Annotated in this window: 12 protein-coding genes; 6 read left to right on the top strand and 6 right to left on the bottom strand. The window is 54.8% G+C overall.

The genetic code is table 11. The features are described 5' to 3' along the window. Positions 1–3 precede the first annotated feature (3 nt). The gene (locus CSC3H3_RS23715) at positions 4–753 is read right to left on the bottom strand and encodes an electron transfer flavoprotein subunit beta/FixA family protein (protein ID WP_101286779.1); all 750 of its coding nucleotides are present in this window, start codon (positions 751–753) and stop codon (positions 4–6) included. A gap of 443 nt (positions 754–1,196) precedes the next feature. Between CSC3H3_RS23715 and CSC3H3_RS23710 the strand changes: the two genes are divergently transcribed. Beyond that, complete coding sequence (locus CSC3H3_RS23710) at positions 1,197–2,207, top strand: GlxA family transcriptional regulator (RefSeq protein ID WP_101267201.1); 1,011 nt, start codon at positions 1,197–1,199, stop codon at positions 2,205–2,207. Between the two features lie 191 nt (positions 2,208–2,398). Here CSC3H3_RS23710 and CSC3H3_RS23705 read toward each other — a convergent pair whose 3' ends face one another. From CSC3H3_RS23705 to CSC3H3_RS23690, 4 genes are all read right to left on the bottom strand, one after another. Then, positions 2,399–4,051: a BCCT family transporter gene (locus CSC3H3_RS23705; protein ID WP_172963492.1), complete on the bottom strand. Its 1,653-nt coding sequence runs from the start codon at positions 4,049–4,051 to the stop codon at positions 2,399–2,401. Positions 4,052–4,198: 147 nt separating this feature from the next. After that, positions 4,199–5,287, bottom strand: coding sequence for an FAD-binding oxidoreductase (locus CSC3H3_RS23700; RefSeq protein ID WP_101266873.1), 1,089 nt, complete (start codon positions 5,285–5,287; stop codon positions 4,199–4,201). 39 nt (positions 5,288–5,326) lie between these two features. Next, positions 5,327–6,601 carry an aromatic ring-hydroxylating oxygenase subunit alpha gene (locus CSC3H3_RS23695; protein WP_172963491.1) on the bottom strand — a complete coding sequence of 425 codons (1,275 nt, stop codon included), beginning with the start codon at positions 6,599–6,601 and terminating at the stop codon, positions 5,327–5,329. 992 nt (positions 6,602–7,593) lie between these two features. Next, positions 7,594–8,304 carry a TetR/AcrR family transcriptional regulator gene (locus tag CSC3H3_RS23690; protein WP_101267205.1) on the bottom strand — a complete coding sequence of 237 codons (711 nt, stop codon included), beginning with the start codon at positions 8,302–8,304 and terminating at the stop codon, positions 7,594–7,596. Between the two features lie 82 nt (positions 8,305–8,386). Between CSC3H3_RS23690 and CSC3H3_RS23685 the strand changes: the two genes are divergently transcribed. Genes CSC3H3_RS23685 through CSC3H3_RS23665 form a run of 5 tightly spaced genes read left to right on the top strand, consistent with a single transcriptional unit; the run spans position 8,387 to position 13,070 of the window. Then, complete coding sequence (locus tag CSC3H3_RS23685; protein ID WP_157832003.1) at positions 8,387–9,451, top strand: C4-dicarboxylate TRAP transporter substrate-binding protein; 1,065 nt, start codon at positions 8,387–8,389, stop codon at positions 9,449–9,451. After that, positions 9,448–10,011: a TRAP transporter small permease subunit gene (locus CSC3H3_RS23680; protein WP_101266879.1), complete on the top strand. Its 564-nt coding sequence runs from the start codon at positions 9,448–9,450 to the stop codon at positions 10,009–10,011. The genes CSC3H3_RS23685 and CSC3H3_RS23680 overlap by 4 nt, the downstream gene beginning before the upstream one ends. After that, positions 10,008–11,333, top strand: a complete 1,326-nt coding sequence (locus CSC3H3_RS23675; protein ID WP_342751411.1) for a TRAP transporter large permease — start codon at positions 10,008–10,010, stop codon at positions 11,331–11,333. Before CSC3H3_RS23680 ends, CSC3H3_RS23675 begins: the two co-directional genes overlap by 4 nt. Before the next feature lie 16 nt (positions 11,334–11,349). Further along, positions 11,350–12,120, top strand: a complete 771-nt coding sequence (locus CSC3H3_RS23670; RefSeq protein ID WP_172963490.1) for a cyclase family protein — start codon at positions 11,350–11,352, stop codon at positions 12,118–12,120. 11 nt (positions 12,121–12,131) lie between these two features. Beyond that, positions 12,132–13,070, top strand: coding sequence for a fumarylacetoacetate hydrolase family protein (locus tag CSC3H3_RS23665; RefSeq protein ID WP_101286774.1), 939 nt, complete (start codon positions 12,132–12,134; stop codon positions 13,068–13,070). 571 nt (positions 13,071–13,641) lie between these two features. On the opposite strand, the gene CSC3H3_RS23660 is transcribed toward CSC3H3_RS23665, so the two are convergent. Continuing rightward, entirely contained in the window at positions 13,642–14,265 is a 624-nt protein-coding gene (locus CSC3H3_RS23660; RefSeq protein WP_101286773.1) for a hypothetical protein, read from the bottom strand. Between the last annotated feature and the right edge of the window lie 62 nt (positions 14,266–14,327).

The raw sequence follows: 14,327 nt of genomic DNA, 5'->3' as shown, positions 1-14,327 counted from the left end.
CGCTTAGATGACGCCGGCTTCGGTTTTCAGTTTGCCGATCAGCTCGGCGGCATTGGCGACCTTGACACCGGCCTGGCGGGTCGAAGGTTCCTCAACCCGGATCACTTTAAGGCGTGCGGAAACGGAAACGCCGAAATCTTCGGGTGATTTTTTATCAAGCGGCTTTTTCTTTGCCTTCATGATATTGGGAAGGGAGGCATAGCGCGGTTCGTTCAGGCGCAAATCCGCCGTGACAATGGCAGGCAGTTTGACATTGATCGCCTGCAGGCCGCCATCGACCTCGCGGGTGACCTTTGCCTCGCCGGATCCGATTTCAAGTTTCGATGCAAAGGTTGCCTGTGACCAGCCCAGCAGGGCCGACAGCATTTGCCCGGTCTGGTTGGCGTCATCGTCAATGGCCTGTTTGCCGAGAATGACGATTTCGGGTTTTTCTTCCTCGACCACGGCCTTGAGCAGCTTTGCGACAGAAAGCGATTCAACGGTTTCTTCAACCGTGATCAGAATGGCGCGGTCCGCCCCCATGGCAAGGGCGGTGCGCAGCGTATCCTGTGCCTGGGCCGGGCCGATGGAAACAACAACAATCTCGCTTGCGGTGCCGGCTTCTTTTAAGCGAACGGCTTCTTCGACGGCGATTTCGTCAAAGGGGTTCATCGACATTTTGACATTGGCAAGATCAACGCCCGTACCATCCGCTTTGACGCGAATTTTCACGTTGTAATCGACCACCCGCTTAACAGGTACAAGTACCTTCATAATTTACCTCTCTGACGCAGGCCCGGGAAACGTGAAAGAAACCGGGCAGGCCGTGCCTTTTTGGCAGGGCCGTTATTTTTGTTGTGCAACAGGGGCGTTTTGCCAATGCAAGCCCCGGGGGCAGTCATGTCTGTTTACCAGCACGGGTTGGTTCATGCCGTAGGGAGGATTTGCCGCATGTGACGCGAATCTTCTGCCAAAACCAATTGACGGAGCGGGCAGGAAGTATTTTCGTATCCGCGACAGTTACCCTTGGCGTGACGGGCTGGGTTTCCGTATTCTGCGAAATAATCTGGCGACTTTTTGCGCCGAAAAATAGAATGTTTGCGTCAAAGTGAGATTATCGCTACGACAATTATAGAAACCTTTTAAAAATCGGGGGTCATATGGGCGCGAATAATGACTTTCAGGCCAGCAATTCATTGCCAAACCGGCCTTCCGTGATGCGACCGGCAAAACCCAAGGCCGAAGCCCCGCGTCTGTCTGTCGGGTTCATTCTGGCCAACCGGTTTACCCTTTGTGCCTTTGCCAATTTCGTCGATGTATTGCGCCTTGCCGCCGACGAAGGGGACCGCAGCCGCCCGATTCTATGCAAATGGACTGTCCTTTCCGATACCATGGACCCGGTGGCATCCAGTAGCGGCATCACCGTGCAGCCCAAGGAACGGTTGGGCGACCCCCGGCGGTTTAACTATATCGTCGTGGTTGGCGGCCTGATGGATGAAACCCCAAACCTTAGCCCGGCCTATCATCGCTTTTTGCATGAGGCGGTGGCAGCAGGCATTCCGCTGGTAGGGGTTTGCACGGGTGCGTTTTTGCTGCACCAGGCAGGGTTGCTTGATGGTTATCGCTGTTGTGTAAGCTGGTTTCACCATTCTGATTTTATGGAACAGTTTGAAGGCCTGGACCCGGTGGCCGACCAGATTTTTGTTGTCGACCGTGACCGCCTGACCTGTTCGGGCGGGGCCAGTTCGGCGCATCTGGCGGCCTATCTGGTTGATAAACATGTCGGGCGCGCGCAGGCCAATAAAAGCCTGCATATCATGATCATTGACGATGCCTTGCAGGCGGAAAAACCGCAGCCGGGCATTCCGCTGGATTTGAAAACCCGCGATCCGATTGTGCAGCGGGCGCTTTTGATCATGCAGCAGAACATTGATACGCCAATATCGGTGCAGGAAATTGCCCGGCGCATGGGTAACAGCAAGCGCCAGATTGAAAGGCATTTCAGGCTTAGCCTGGATACATCACCACAGGTGGCGTTTTTGAATATCCGCCTGGATCTGGCGCGCCATTTAATCGAACGCAGCCAGAAATCGGTCGCACAGGTGGCCGTTGATTGCGGCTTTTGTGATTCATCGCATCTTAGCCGTATGTTCCGCCGCCGCTATGGGGCGACCCCGCAGGCGCTGCGTCGCCCCGGATCGGTCGAGGAAGAGGCCGCACTGGCGTAGGCCGAACCGGCAATTCCGGTGCCGGGAGCATCCTTTTTACCGATCAGGACATCCTGTTTCCGCGGCAAAGTTGCCGCGCGCATTATGCTGCTTTGCGCGGGTTTATGAAAATTGACTAATAGTAGTTATTAAACAAAACCGCCAAACGTTCACACGTTTGGCGGCATGCAGTATGTTGATTTTAAAGGGAATTAGTCGCGTGGTTCACTGGCAAGTCCGCGCCAGATGGCAACGCACATGACCAGCAGAACAATCGTGAAGGGTAACCCGGTCGAGATCACCATGGATTGCAGTGATTTCAAACCGCCTGCCGAAAGCAGAAGCACGATTGCGACGATGCCTTCAAAGATGCACCAGAAGACACGCTGTGGAACCGGGGCATCGACCTTGCCGCCTGCGGCGATCGTATCGATCACCAGCGAACCTGAGTCAGACGATGTTACGAAGAACACGACGACCAGAATAATGCCGATGAAAGACGTGATCGAGGTCAGCGGCAGGGCATCAAGCATGGTGAAAAGCTGCAGCGGCAGGGCGGCTTCGGTAACGGCAGTGTAGCCGTCGCGAACGACCTGGCTGATGGCGGAACCACCAAACACGGACATCCAGATAACGCAGACCAGAGACGGGATCAGCAAAACGCTGATGATGAATTCACGAACGGTACGGCCGCGGCTGACACGCGCAATGAACATGCCAACAAACGGTGACCAGGAAATCCACCAGGCCCAGTAGAACGACGTCCAGCCCTGCATGAAGTTGACATCTTCGCGCCCGACCGGGCTTGAAAGTGCCGGCAGATACTGGAGATAAGCCCCAAGGAAGTTGCCGATATCGCCAATCAGAAGCAGGGTTGGCCCTGCAAGCAGAACGAAAACCAGCAACAGGAAGGCTACAACCATATTGATTTCGGAAAGCAGCTTCACGCCAGCTTCAAGGCCACGAATGACCGAGAACAGGGCGATGGACGTAATCCCGATAATCAGAACGACCTGCCAGTTTTCATTGATTGGCATGCCAAACAGTTTGTTAAAGCCCGAATTTGCCTGAACCGCGCCAAGACCAAGCGAGGTTGCAAGGCCAAACAGGGTGGCAAAAACCGCCAGGATATCAATGATATGCCCCGGCCAGCCCCAGACACGTTCCCCGAATACCGGGTAAAATGCCGAACGGATCGTCAGCGGCAGGCCCTTGTTGTAGCTGAATAATGCAAGGCTGAGCCCGACAATGGCATAAATCGCCCAGGGGTGAAGACCCCAGTGGAAAATCGATGCCGCCATGCCAAGGCGAATGGCTTCTTCCTGGCTTGTTGCTGCGCCAAGCGGTGCCCAGTCGGTACGGATGCCATCGGGCCCAACCGATGTTCCGCCCAGCGAGGAAGAGAAATGGCTAAGCGGTTCTGACACCCCGTAGAACATCAGGCCGATACCCATGCCTGCCGCAAACAGCATTGAAAACCAGCTTGTATAGGTAAAGTCAGGTTTTGCGTCCTTCCCGCCCAGCCGGATTTTGCCATAGGGGCTAAATACGACAACAAGGCACAGAATGACGAAAATATCAGCAGCCCCGATAAAGAAACTGTCGAAGCCTTTGGTAACACTAGAGAATAATAAACCGAAAATGCTTTCGGCCTGTGTGGGAAAAATCAATGTGTAGGCGACGAAGGCAATAACCGTCAGCGCGGAAATTAGAAATACGGGATTATGGATGTCAAACCCGATCGGGCCGAGTTTCCCCTCGATATTGTCCTGCCCGATATTGTAATCCGTATCAATCTGTCCCGGTGGCGGGGTTTCCGGTGGTGTATCCACCGTGTTCTGGTCGGAATGGCGCAAGTCAGTCATGAAGTTATTCTCCTGGGTTGGACCTGCGGAAAGATTCCGGTAGGAAAGTTCCTGTCGCTGAACCTTTCTTCTGGTTTTTGGCAATAACTGCCCGTTCCCACCGGACAGTCCCCGGTCGGCTGGTTCAGGCAGCGGGAGTTTAGGCCTTCAGATTTCGACTTCGATATCCGACAGTGGTGTCGAGCAACAGATCAGGATTTTGCCCTGGTCAATTTCGCGTTGCCGAATGCCACCGCCGTGTTGCATGTCGACTTCACCTGAAATCAGCTTCGATTTGCAGGTGCCGCAGATGCCACGCTGACAGGAAGACAAAGGCAAAAGCCCTGCTTCGCGTGCTGCGGAAAGAACAGTCATGCCTGGGCCGCATTCCACGACATGGCCTGTTTTGGAAAAACTTACGCGGAAAATCTGGTCGCTGATTTCGGGTGCGGCAGATGCGGGTTCCTCAAGGGTTCCGGCAGTTTCGGCACCGAAATCAAAACTTTCCTCGTAATATTTCTCCATGTTGAAACCAGCCTGCTGCAGCATGTTCCGAACCCCTTCCATAAACAGGGCCGGGCCACAGCAGAATATTTTGCGATCCAGAAAGTCCGGAGACATCAGGGAAAGCATCTGGAGATTGAGGCGTCCTGTGTAACCACTCCAACTATGGCTGGCCGAGGTGGTTTCGCAGGTAAAAGCAAGTTTCAGCGACGGGTTCTGGGCTGCGAGCAGGGCCAGTTCGTCGCGGAAAATGATGTCAGAGGGTGAACGGGCCGCATGGATAAAATGCAGGTCCGATGGTTCTGACAGGTCGCAGGCAGTACGTGTCATCGACATCATTGGCGTGATGCCGCTGCCCGCGGACAGAAACAGAAGTTTTTCTTCTGCGGTGGCGTCTGTTGTAAATTCGCCGCCCGGGCCGGAAACATTGACTTCCTTGCCGGGCATCATGTTGTCGTGCAGCCAGTTTGAACCAGGGCCACCTGGCACACGTTTGACTGTAATTTCAATGCGATAGGGCCGCGCGGCCGATGCCGAAATGGTGTAACTGCGCGTAACCATGCCCTCGACGGGAAGCTCAAAGGTCATATACTGGCCGGGATAGAACCGAAAGGCGCGGGGTTCACGGCCGGAAAAGACAAATGTCTTCACATCGTGGGTTTCCTGGCGGACCTGCCGGCACACCAGCACATCGTCCTGTTCAGGGTCCCACAGGGGAACACGGGTTACTTCTGTCAGTTTTTCGTCAGCCATTGCGGCATAATCCTTTTCTGCTCCGGGCCGGGGGCCGGCTTACTGGGCAGCGATCGCCGCCTGATCGGCAGCAAAATGGTCCTGTAACCGTTTGATATACCAGTCACAGAATGCTTCGACATGCGGTTCGGTAAAGGTGGAATAGGGGCCGGGTTCATAGGCCGGCTGTTCACTGCCAAGCTGGGCGAGGCGGACCAGCATCGCATCCTGCAGGTTGGTCATGGTCCAGACCTGGGTCAGGTTATCGAGCGAGTAATCCTCGCCCTCGATGGCGTCCTTGTGCACAAGCCAGGTGGTGCGTACCAGCGTGCGGTTGGGCGAAATCGGCAGGACCGAGAAGGTAACGATATGGTCACTCATGAAATGGTGCCAGGAATTCGGATGGGTCCAGAAGCTAAGACCGCCCAGTTTGGCATCGGTAAAGCTGCCCAGCAGTTTTTTCGAGGCAACCTTGGTATCAAGGGTGTGGGATTCCCCCTCCCAGCTAAGCGGCAGGCGCATGGTGCGAAAGCCGGTGACATTGGCAAGGTGTTCTTCCTCGGCCGATGGCAGGCCGCAGGCTTCCCAGCGTTGATGGTCGCGCTCGACCGATTCAAGGTATTTTTTCACATCACTTGAACGGCGTTCATCAAGTTCGTCCGGGGAAAAACCAAAACCGAATTCCGACAATGGCACGGTCAGTTGCGGATGGTTTCCTTCGCAATGGTAACATTCGCGGTTGTTTTCCATTGTCAGCTTCCAGTTGCCTTCCTCTATCAGTTCCGAGGAATGGGCGACCTTGCAATTGGCAATGTCGTGCGGTGCGATATAGGGTTCCATCGTGCGGGCCAGTTCGTCGATATCGGCCGGCGCATTTTCAGCCAGGCAGATAAAGATAAGACCGGCAATCGAACGCACATGAACGGTTTTAAGGCCGTGGCAGCTTTTATCGAAACCCGATCCCATATGTTCAGCCAGGATCAGGTCGCCATCTTCGTTATAGGTCCAGCCATGATAACGGCAGACGATATTGCCAATCGTGGTGGCGCGTTCGTCAATCAGTCGGGCGCCGCGATGGCGGCAGACATTGTGAAAGGCGCGCACTTCCATGTCGTCGCCGCGCAGGATCAGGATCGATGCGTTGCCAACTTCAACAGTGACACAGTCACCGGGTTCCGGCAGTTCCGGGTCGACGGCCACAAAAATCCAGTGCTTGCCGAAAATCGCCTTGATGTCGAGATCAAGGATCTCGGGCGAATTGTAAAACGGGGCTTCCAGGCTTTTGTTCTTCTCGCGACGATTGATGAGGGTTTGAATATCAGATGGGGAACGCATGTGCAGATACCTTGGCTGCTAGGGGATGCCTGGTGCGATGAATTTCGTTGCGCGATCGGGCCGAAACGGCAGATGACGTAACGACGGAACGCGCAATATTCATTGCGGTGGTATGCCTGCATGAAGCTGTGGCGGATGTCCCGTTTCGGCTTTGCACGGCGCGATGTTCAGCCATTGGCTGGCATTCCGTCAGGGTGCCAGGAAGGCAGATTTTGTTTTGGGCCTGCGGACGGGGTTTCACCCCCTTACCAACAGCAAACTCTGTGCCTGTCGAAAGACTTGCGCGCGCAAAACCGCACCCCGCACCAAACCGGCAACGGGACCGGACAGTATTTGAGGCATGCCCCAAATATATATGATCAGTCCCGCATAGCTTGCGGGCTGTATCATGGGCTGTCAGTCGCACCCGAAGTCTCCCTCTGTATAGCGGCAGGTTACCTGCTCTTGCTTCGCCATTGGTCTTTACCGGCGATTGGAAAATCTATTGCGGATTGAACCGCGTTTGGCAGAAATGTTAAGTCAAAAAGACAGTAGAAATGCGACGACAAAACAGAACAGCGCGAAACCGGCGCTCTGCAAGGCTTTCGTAGGTGTTTTGTCGGTCCGGTTTTGTATAATTATTACTTCAAAATCAGTATCAATGCGTAGGATTTGGGGATGTTTTTGCCTTCGCATGGCACCGAATCCTGATTGCCCGTGAAAAGGCGGTTTTTCGCCACTGTCGAACGACGTCGCAAATACGGGTACTTTATTGAAATTTAATATAAAATCCGGGCGCTGTTTTGGCGCATCCTGCTGCAGGGAAAACGCAGCATCTATTGTAAACCATAACGGATCGGAAGAATTGCGCCATTCGGCTTTGGTCGCACCTTTTCAACCGTACCGCACATTTACCAATATATCGGTGTGCGGTGTTGTTGGTGCAACAGGGGCGGGTATTTTGCCCTGACGCAGCAGCCAGATATGCTGCTGCGTGTGATGAGGTAAAAAATCTAGGCCGTGCCGGTTTCGCTGGCCATGGCGGCACGAATGCCCCCGGCACAAAAACTGACGATGGTATCACGATAGGTAATTGCCGCAGGTGGGCGGGTATTGGTCCCGGCCAACCCGGAAATTCGCCACCGGCTGGCAACAATCGACAGCAGGCTGGCGACACTTAAGGTCAGCAGGGTTGCCAGGGTTTCTCGGCTGACACCGGGGCACAATTTTTCCAGTGCATCCATAAATTCCAGGGCGACGGGGTCATACAGCTCGCGGATATGCGGGTAATAGCGATCATCGGATGAAACGCGCGCGATCAGCTTTGCATATGCGCGCCATTGCGGATCCCCGCCCGATGCATATTCCAGATAGGGGGTAATATAGGCATCAACGATGGCTTCTATCGTGATGGCATCGGGGGTTTCCTGCAGTGTTTTTAACCGCGCCCGGCGTGCGGCACTCAGGGCATCCACCCGGCGCGCCAGCACGGTTCTGAACAGTTCGTTTTTTGATCCACCATGAAATCCGACCACGCCAAGCGTGACCTCGGCCTCGGATGCAACCTGCCGGATCGAGATGCCGTCAAAGCCATCTTTGGCGAAGCATCTTTCCGCCGCGTCGAGAACCCTGTCACGTGTTGCTTCCCCGCGCAGCAACCTTCCATCAACCGTAGGCGAGGGTTTCTGCGGGGTTTCGGTGGGTTCTTCTGTTTTTCTTGACATTTTATACGTACGTCCAGATAGTTTTCTTGTCAGGGACAAGTTTGCCGAAACTTTCTTGCTGACGCAATGGGAGGAAAAAATAATGAAACGAATGTCTATGCGTGCCGCAATTGCGGCTCTTGCCTTTTCGGTCATGCCCGCAATGTCCCATGCCGAAGAAATCAGTGTCACGACGGTTGCCGGGCATCCCCCGGTATTTCTGTGGGTTAAAACCCTGTCGGAAACTTTCATTCCCTCGGTCAATGCCGCACTTGAAGGGACGGATTATAAAATCAACTGGAACGAAGCCTATGGCGGCACCCTTGCCAAACCGGGTGGCGCGCTTGAGGCCATTGAATTTGGCCTGGCACAGGTGGGTATTGTTTCAACCCTGTTTGAACCATCCAATCTGTCTTTGCAAAACGTTACCTATGTTACGCCGTTCGGGTCCGATGATGTCGACCTGGTATTAAAGACAGTGGACCAGATGCATGACGAAATCCCGGGCATGCGCAGCCTGTGGCATGACCATGACCTGGAATATCTGGGTGGGGCGTTTGGCCTGGAAGATTATCTGCTGATGACGAAATTTCCCGTCAATTCGCTAAAGGATCTTGAAGGCAAAAAGATCAACGCACCCGGTGCGGCTGTGAACTGGCTGGAAAATACCGGTGCGGTTGGCGTCGCAGGTGATTTGACGACTTATTATAACGATATCCAGACGGGTGTTGCCGACGGCGTTGTTGTTTTCCCAACAGCGGCGGCTGCGGCCAAGCTTTATGAAGTTGCCCCCTATGTGACGCGCGCGCATTTCGGTGCCCAATATGCCGGGGGCATTGCCGTTGGTAAAACCTGGTTTGAAGACCAGCCCGCCGAAATCCAGGATGCCTTTCGCAAGGGGGTAAAGGATTTTGCCGTTGCCTATCGTTCCGGGTTGGAAGAACGGGTGAAGAACGCCTTTAGTGCCATGGAAAAAGGCGGGGCGACCATTACCGAACTGCCCGCAGCCGAGCGAACCGCCTGGGCAAATGCCCTGCCGCCCATTGCCCTTAACTGGGCAAAGGAACAGGATGACCATGGCCTGCCGGGAACCGAGGTGATCGACACTTACATCCGCCATTTGAAAGACGCGGGTGTAACCCTGCCGCGTGACTGGTCGGCAAAATGACAGCCGCAGCCCAGGGTGCGGCAAACGGTGATAAAGACGGCGATGTGCCGCCGTCTTTACTGGTTCGTGTTGCCGACGGACTGATGATTGTTACCAATGTCATGGCAACGGCATGGATCCTGCTTTTGATGGTGTTGATCCTTGCCGATGTCGCCGGGCGCAATCTGTTTCTTGCGCCCATCGCCGGGGTGCCGGAAATGGTGAAATATTCCATTGTCGGCATTGTTTTCCTGCAAATTGCCCATACCCATCGCTGTGGCGAAATGGTCCGGTCAAACGGTGTCATGCTTATGATCGGCGAAAGTTTCCCGCGCATTTCCATTTTGATGGATATGTTCGCCCAGCTTTGCGGCATGGCGTTCAGCCTTAGCCTCGCCTGGGCGATCTGGCCAAAACTTGCCCGTTCCTGGCAGCGCGGCGAAATGGAAGGGGTTTCTGGCCACTTTCAAATCGCGGTTTGGCCGTTTTTGCTGATCATTACCGTTGGGGCCGTGCTTCTGGCGGTGTCGTTTGCCCTGTCTGCCGTGCTGGCCGCACGCCGTTTGCGTGGGGGGCAATGATGGATCATCTTTTAATTGGCTATCTGTCCCTGATCGGGATCGGCATTGCGATTTATGCCGGTATCCATGTTGCCATTGCCCTTGCCGGAATTTCGCTGTTTGGTGTGTGGGCCATTACAGGGCAGCTTAAACTGGCGCTTAATTTTGTTGCCCTGTCGGCAAGTGACAGCATTGCCGAATATACCTTTGGTGTGGTGCCGTTATTTGTGTTGATGGGTTTGACCGTGGCGGAATCCGGCCTCGGGCGCGATACCTTTGCCATTATCGCCCGAGCCTTGCGGCGCTGGCGGCCGGGGCTTGGCATTGCAACGGTTTTGTCCAATGCTGTTTTTGCGGCAATCACGGGTATTTCCATTGCATCGGCGGCTGTTTTTGCCCGTGTTGCCGTGCCTGAAATGGTGCGTGCAGGAACCGACCGATCACTTGCCGTTGGGCTTGTGGCGGGGTCTTCGGTTTTGGGTATGCTTATTCCGCCCTCGCTGCTGCTGATCCTGTTTGCGATTTTAACAGACAGTTCGGTGGGCGATCTGTTTATTGGCGGGGTGGGGCCGGGGCTTTTGCTCACACTGGCCTATATCATTTACCTTACGCTGCTAGGGCATTTTCGCCCCGATAAATTTACCCAGATTGTGCCAGATAAGGATGCCTTTGCCCCGGATGTGGAGACAGCCGAAATTTCGGGCTGGCAGATTGTGCCGGTTCTGTTTCTGGCAGGGGTTGTTCTGGCCGGTATTTACCTTGGTTTTTTCACACCGACCGAGGCCGGTGCCGTGGGTGCCTTTATGGCGCTGGCGATTGGTATTGCCATGCAGCGTATTGGTTTTCGGTCCGGCTGGAAAATTGCCCAGCAGACCGGGCATGTTACCGCCGCGGTCTGTTTTCTGATTGTCGGCGCATCGATTTATGGGCGGATGCTGGGCTTTTCCGGTGTGCCGCAATCCATCACACAATGGGCGATTGATGCTGGGATCGGCCCGTTGGGCTTCCTGTTTTTATACAGCCTGCTTCTGATGGCGATGGGCACCGTGCTTGATTCATCCTCGATCATGCTGGTGACCGTGCCGCTTGCCTTTCCAATCACCCAGCAGCTTGGCATTCATCCGGTCCATTTTGGGCTGGTGACGGTTCTGGCTGTTGAAATCGGTCTGCTAACGCCGCCGCTGGGGCTGTCGGTTTTCGTGGTTCAGGCAACCCTGCGCGACAAGGGTGTCAATCTGGGCCACGTGTTTCGCGGGGCGGCACCGTTTGCCGCGATCATGGCGCTTGTGCTGGTCATGGTCATTTTGCTGCCCGCCATCACGCTTGCCCTGCTTAAAATTTAAAATGTGAAAGACCATCATGCGTATTATTGATCTTGCCCGCCCCCTTGAAAACACAACCTATGCCGATCCGCCCGGTTTGGCCCCGAAAATTGACTATTTCGGCCACGATCAAACCGCAGATGACCTGCTGGCCTTTTTCCCTGGCATCGGGCGGGACCAGTTGCCTGGCGGCGAAGGCTGGGCGGTGGAAATGGCCCATATATCCACCCATAACGGTACGCATGTTGATGCGCCCTATCATTATCATTCGACAATGGATGGCGGGAAACGCGCCATCACCATTGATGAAGTGCCGCTGGAATGGTTCATGGGGCCGGGCGTGCGCCTGGATTTCCGGGAAAAGCCCGATGGGCATGTGATTTCGGCCGATGAAATCCGCACTGAACTGGACCGTATCGGCCATGACCTTTGCCCCGGTGACATCGTGCTGGTGAATACGGCGGCAGCAGCGGCCTGGGGCACACCCCAATATGTGCCAACTGGGTGTGGCATGGGGCGCGAGGCAACATTGTTCCTGACGGAAAAGGGTGTGCGTGTTTGCGGCACTGATGCCTGGAGCTGGGATGCCCCCTTTACCCATACCGCCAAACGGGTGGCGGAAACCGGCAATGCCGATCTGATCTGGGAAGGCCACCGCGCCGGGATGGAGCGCGCCTATTGCCAGATCGAGAAACTCGCCAATCTGGAGCTGCTGCCTGATAGCGGGTTCGAGGTGATTACCTTTCCGGTGAAAGTTGCGGGTGCCAGTGCGGGCTGGTGCCGCCCTGTGGCCCTTATTCGTGATTAAAGGAGACGGACATGAAACTTGCGACATTTGATGTGGGCGGTGGCCCGCAACTGGGCCTTTTGCAGGATGGCATCATGTATGACCTGACGGCGTCTGGTTCGCCGGCTTTGGCATCGATGCTGGATCTGATTGATGCGGGGGATGCGGGGCTTGCCCTGGCGCGCGATGCAGTTGCGACCGCCCCAAAGCATGATGCATCATCGGTGCGGTTTTTGGCACCTTTGCCGCAACCCCGGCAGATCCGTGATGCATCGTCTTTCCCGCGTCATATTGCCAATGCACCAAATGGAATGCATCGCCTTGCGGCCGTTCTGGCAGGCGAGGCCGACCCCGGTTATCAGGAAGGCACGGTAAACGAGGTTTATTACAAACAGCCGATTTTCTATATCACCAACCGGTTTTCCGTATTTGGCCATGAGGCGGATGTGATCTGGCCGCGTTACAGCCAGTTTATGGATTACGAACTGGAAGTTGCCGCCGTGATTGGCAAAGGGGGCCGGAATATCAGCAAGGCCGATGCCCTTGATCATGTTTTTGGCTATACCATTTTCAACGATTTTTCCGCGCGTGACGAACAATTGCGCGAAATGGCCGGGTGGCTTGGCCCGGCAAAGGGCAAAAGCTTTGACGGTGGCAACGTTTTTGGCCCGGTTATTGTGACGCGCGATGAAATTCCCGATCCTCACAAATTGCGGACCATTGCCCGCATTAACAACCGTGTGGTGACCGACACGACCACCGAACCCATTTTGCATGGTTTTGACGATATGATCGCCTTTATCTCGCGCGATGAAACCCTGCATCCCGGCGAGATTATCGGCTCTGGCACCGTAAATGACGGGTGTGGTCTGGAACGGTTTGAATTTCTTGAAGATGGCGATGTGGTTGAACTGGAAGTCGAGGGTATCGGCATTTTGCGAAATCGGGTTTATCGCAATAAAAACCTTTGATCCTGCCGGAATGAATTCACACGATTTGCGCTAAGACGGCCTAACCAACAGCCCGCCAGTTTTGTCACTGGCGGGCTGTTGTTTGTTTGTAAACGGGTTTGTTGCTGGCCGGTGGCGGTGACAGCGGGCGGAAGAAAAGCGGCTGGGGAAGTTTCGGGTGAGGGTTGCGAAGCGTGTTTTGTGAGTAAGCTGTTAGAGAGTTTGCAATTTTGTTAGAATTGTAACATCCGGGCTGGGTCGATTCACAAATCGAATTCCCGGACACAGTATTTTGAGGTCCACAAAATACCGGAATGGCTGGCTTAAAGACTAAGCGACTTACGTTCCGGCGGTGGTCAGTCCCTGCATAAGATTACAGGCCCCGATAAACCCCGCGACTTTTTACCAGCATCCCTACGCAACTGGCCTTTGTGCGCGTGCGTTTGCGATTTTTGGTGCCTGGTGGCCACATCCCTCATCAAATCATGCCTCATTTTATCCATGTCATCTGTGACACCCTAGAATTTGTATATGTTATCAGGTGGTTATGGATCGGGTGTTGGTGTGAATTGGGGTTTGTTTAACGCTTGCCTTATAGCAGATCGAGCTGCTTGATCCCGCCGGACCATCCGAACGGGGCCTGTTGGGCATCATTGCCGGGCTTTTGGGCGAATGATTTACGGATACTGGATTTATTCTGTGATGCCGCATCAGGAAGCCTGGAAAGCTGGGCTGAGGGTGGCGGTGTCAGCCGGTATTCGGCAATACGGCCTTTGGCCGGGGTGTCATAAAATTCACCCTGGGCATCGATATAGCGCGCAGAAAGCATGCCCGCGCGGATAAATTCATTAATCACACGCGACACATTCGCCAGCGTTGGCGAACGAACTTCTTTCAGGAAACTGTCAATCGCACGTTCACGCGCCTGTTTTAACTCGCCATATGACATGTCGCCTTTGGCGTGCTTTCCTTCCAGCGTCGCAAGGTAAAGGTCAAGGTCCTGCTGCTTTTGCCCCAGCCGTTCGGCACGCGCCTGATGGCGGGCAGGGTAGGCATGGCTGCGGTCCACTGCGGCGGCCAGTTCGGCGCGGCTGGCGTCAATTTTGCCATCCGTTTTGGCATGGGCCAGCAGCACCAGAATAAGGGCACTGGCAAAGCGGGGACGGGTGCTTTGCTGGGCGGCGGCCTGCAGGCGGTCAAGAAAAGGATTTTGCATGTTCGTTCCTTGAAAAACCAAGGAGAACCTTAGAGTCGCAAGCCTGCGAATGCAAGACAAAT

Origin of the sequence: Thalassospira marina, assembly GCF_002844375.1 — a bacterium.
Classification (GTDB): Bacteria; Pseudomonadota; Alphaproteobacteria; order Rhodospirillales; family Thalassospiraceae; genus Thalassospira; species Thalassospira marina.
This window is presented reverse-complemented; position numbering and strand designations above follow the sequence as displayed.

Bases quoted from the DNA above. Each gene is read 5' to 3' on its own strand.
- CSC3H3_RS23715 (WP_101286779.1), bottom strand. From the start codon at position 753: ATGAAGGTACTTGTACCTGTTAAGCGGGTGGTCGATTACAACGTGAAA.
- CSC3H3_RS23710 (WP_101267201.1), top strand. From the start codon at position 1,197: ATGCGACCGGCAAAACCCAAGGCCGAAGCCCCGCGTCTGTCTGTCGGG.
- CSC3H3_RS23705 (WP_172963492.1), bottom strand. From the start codon at position 4,051: ATGACTGACTTGCGCCATTCCGACCAGAACACGGTGGATACACCACCG.
- CSC3H3_RS23700 (WP_101266873.1), bottom strand. From the start codon at position 5,287: ATGGCTGACGAAAAACTGACAGAAGTAACCCGTGTTCCCCTGTGGGAC.
- CSC3H3_RS23695 (WP_172963491.1), bottom strand. From the start codon at position 6,601: ATGCGTTCCCCATCTGATATTCAAACCCTCATCAATCGTCGCGAGAAG.
- CSC3H3_RS23690 (WP_101267205.1), bottom strand. From the start codon at position 8,304: ATGTCAAGAAAAACAGAAGAACCCACCGAAACCCCGCAGAAACCCTCG.
- CSC3H3_RS23685 (WP_157832003.1), top strand. From the start codon at position 8,387: ATGAAACGAATGTCTATGCGTGCCGCAATTGCGGCTCTTGCCTTTTCG.
- CSC3H3_RS23680 (WP_101266879.1), top strand. From the start codon at position 9,448: ATGACAGCCGCAGCCCAGGGTGCGGCAAACGGTGATAAAGACGGCGAT.
- CSC3H3_RS23675 (WP_342751411.1), top strand. From the start codon at position 10,008: ATGATGGATCATCTTTTAATTGGCTATCTGTCCCTGATCGGGATCGGC.
- CSC3H3_RS23670 (WP_172963490.1), top strand. From the start codon at position 11,350: ATGCGTATTATTGATCTTGCCCGCCCCCTTGAAAACACAACCTATGCC.
- CSC3H3_RS23665 (WP_101286774.1), top strand. From the start codon at position 12,132: ATGAAACTTGCGACATTTGATGTGGGCGGTGGCCCGCAACTGGGCCTT.
- CSC3H3_RS23660 (WP_101286773.1), bottom strand. From the start codon at position 14,265: ATGCAAAATCCTTTTCTTGACCGCCTGCAGGCCGCCGCCCAGCAAAGC.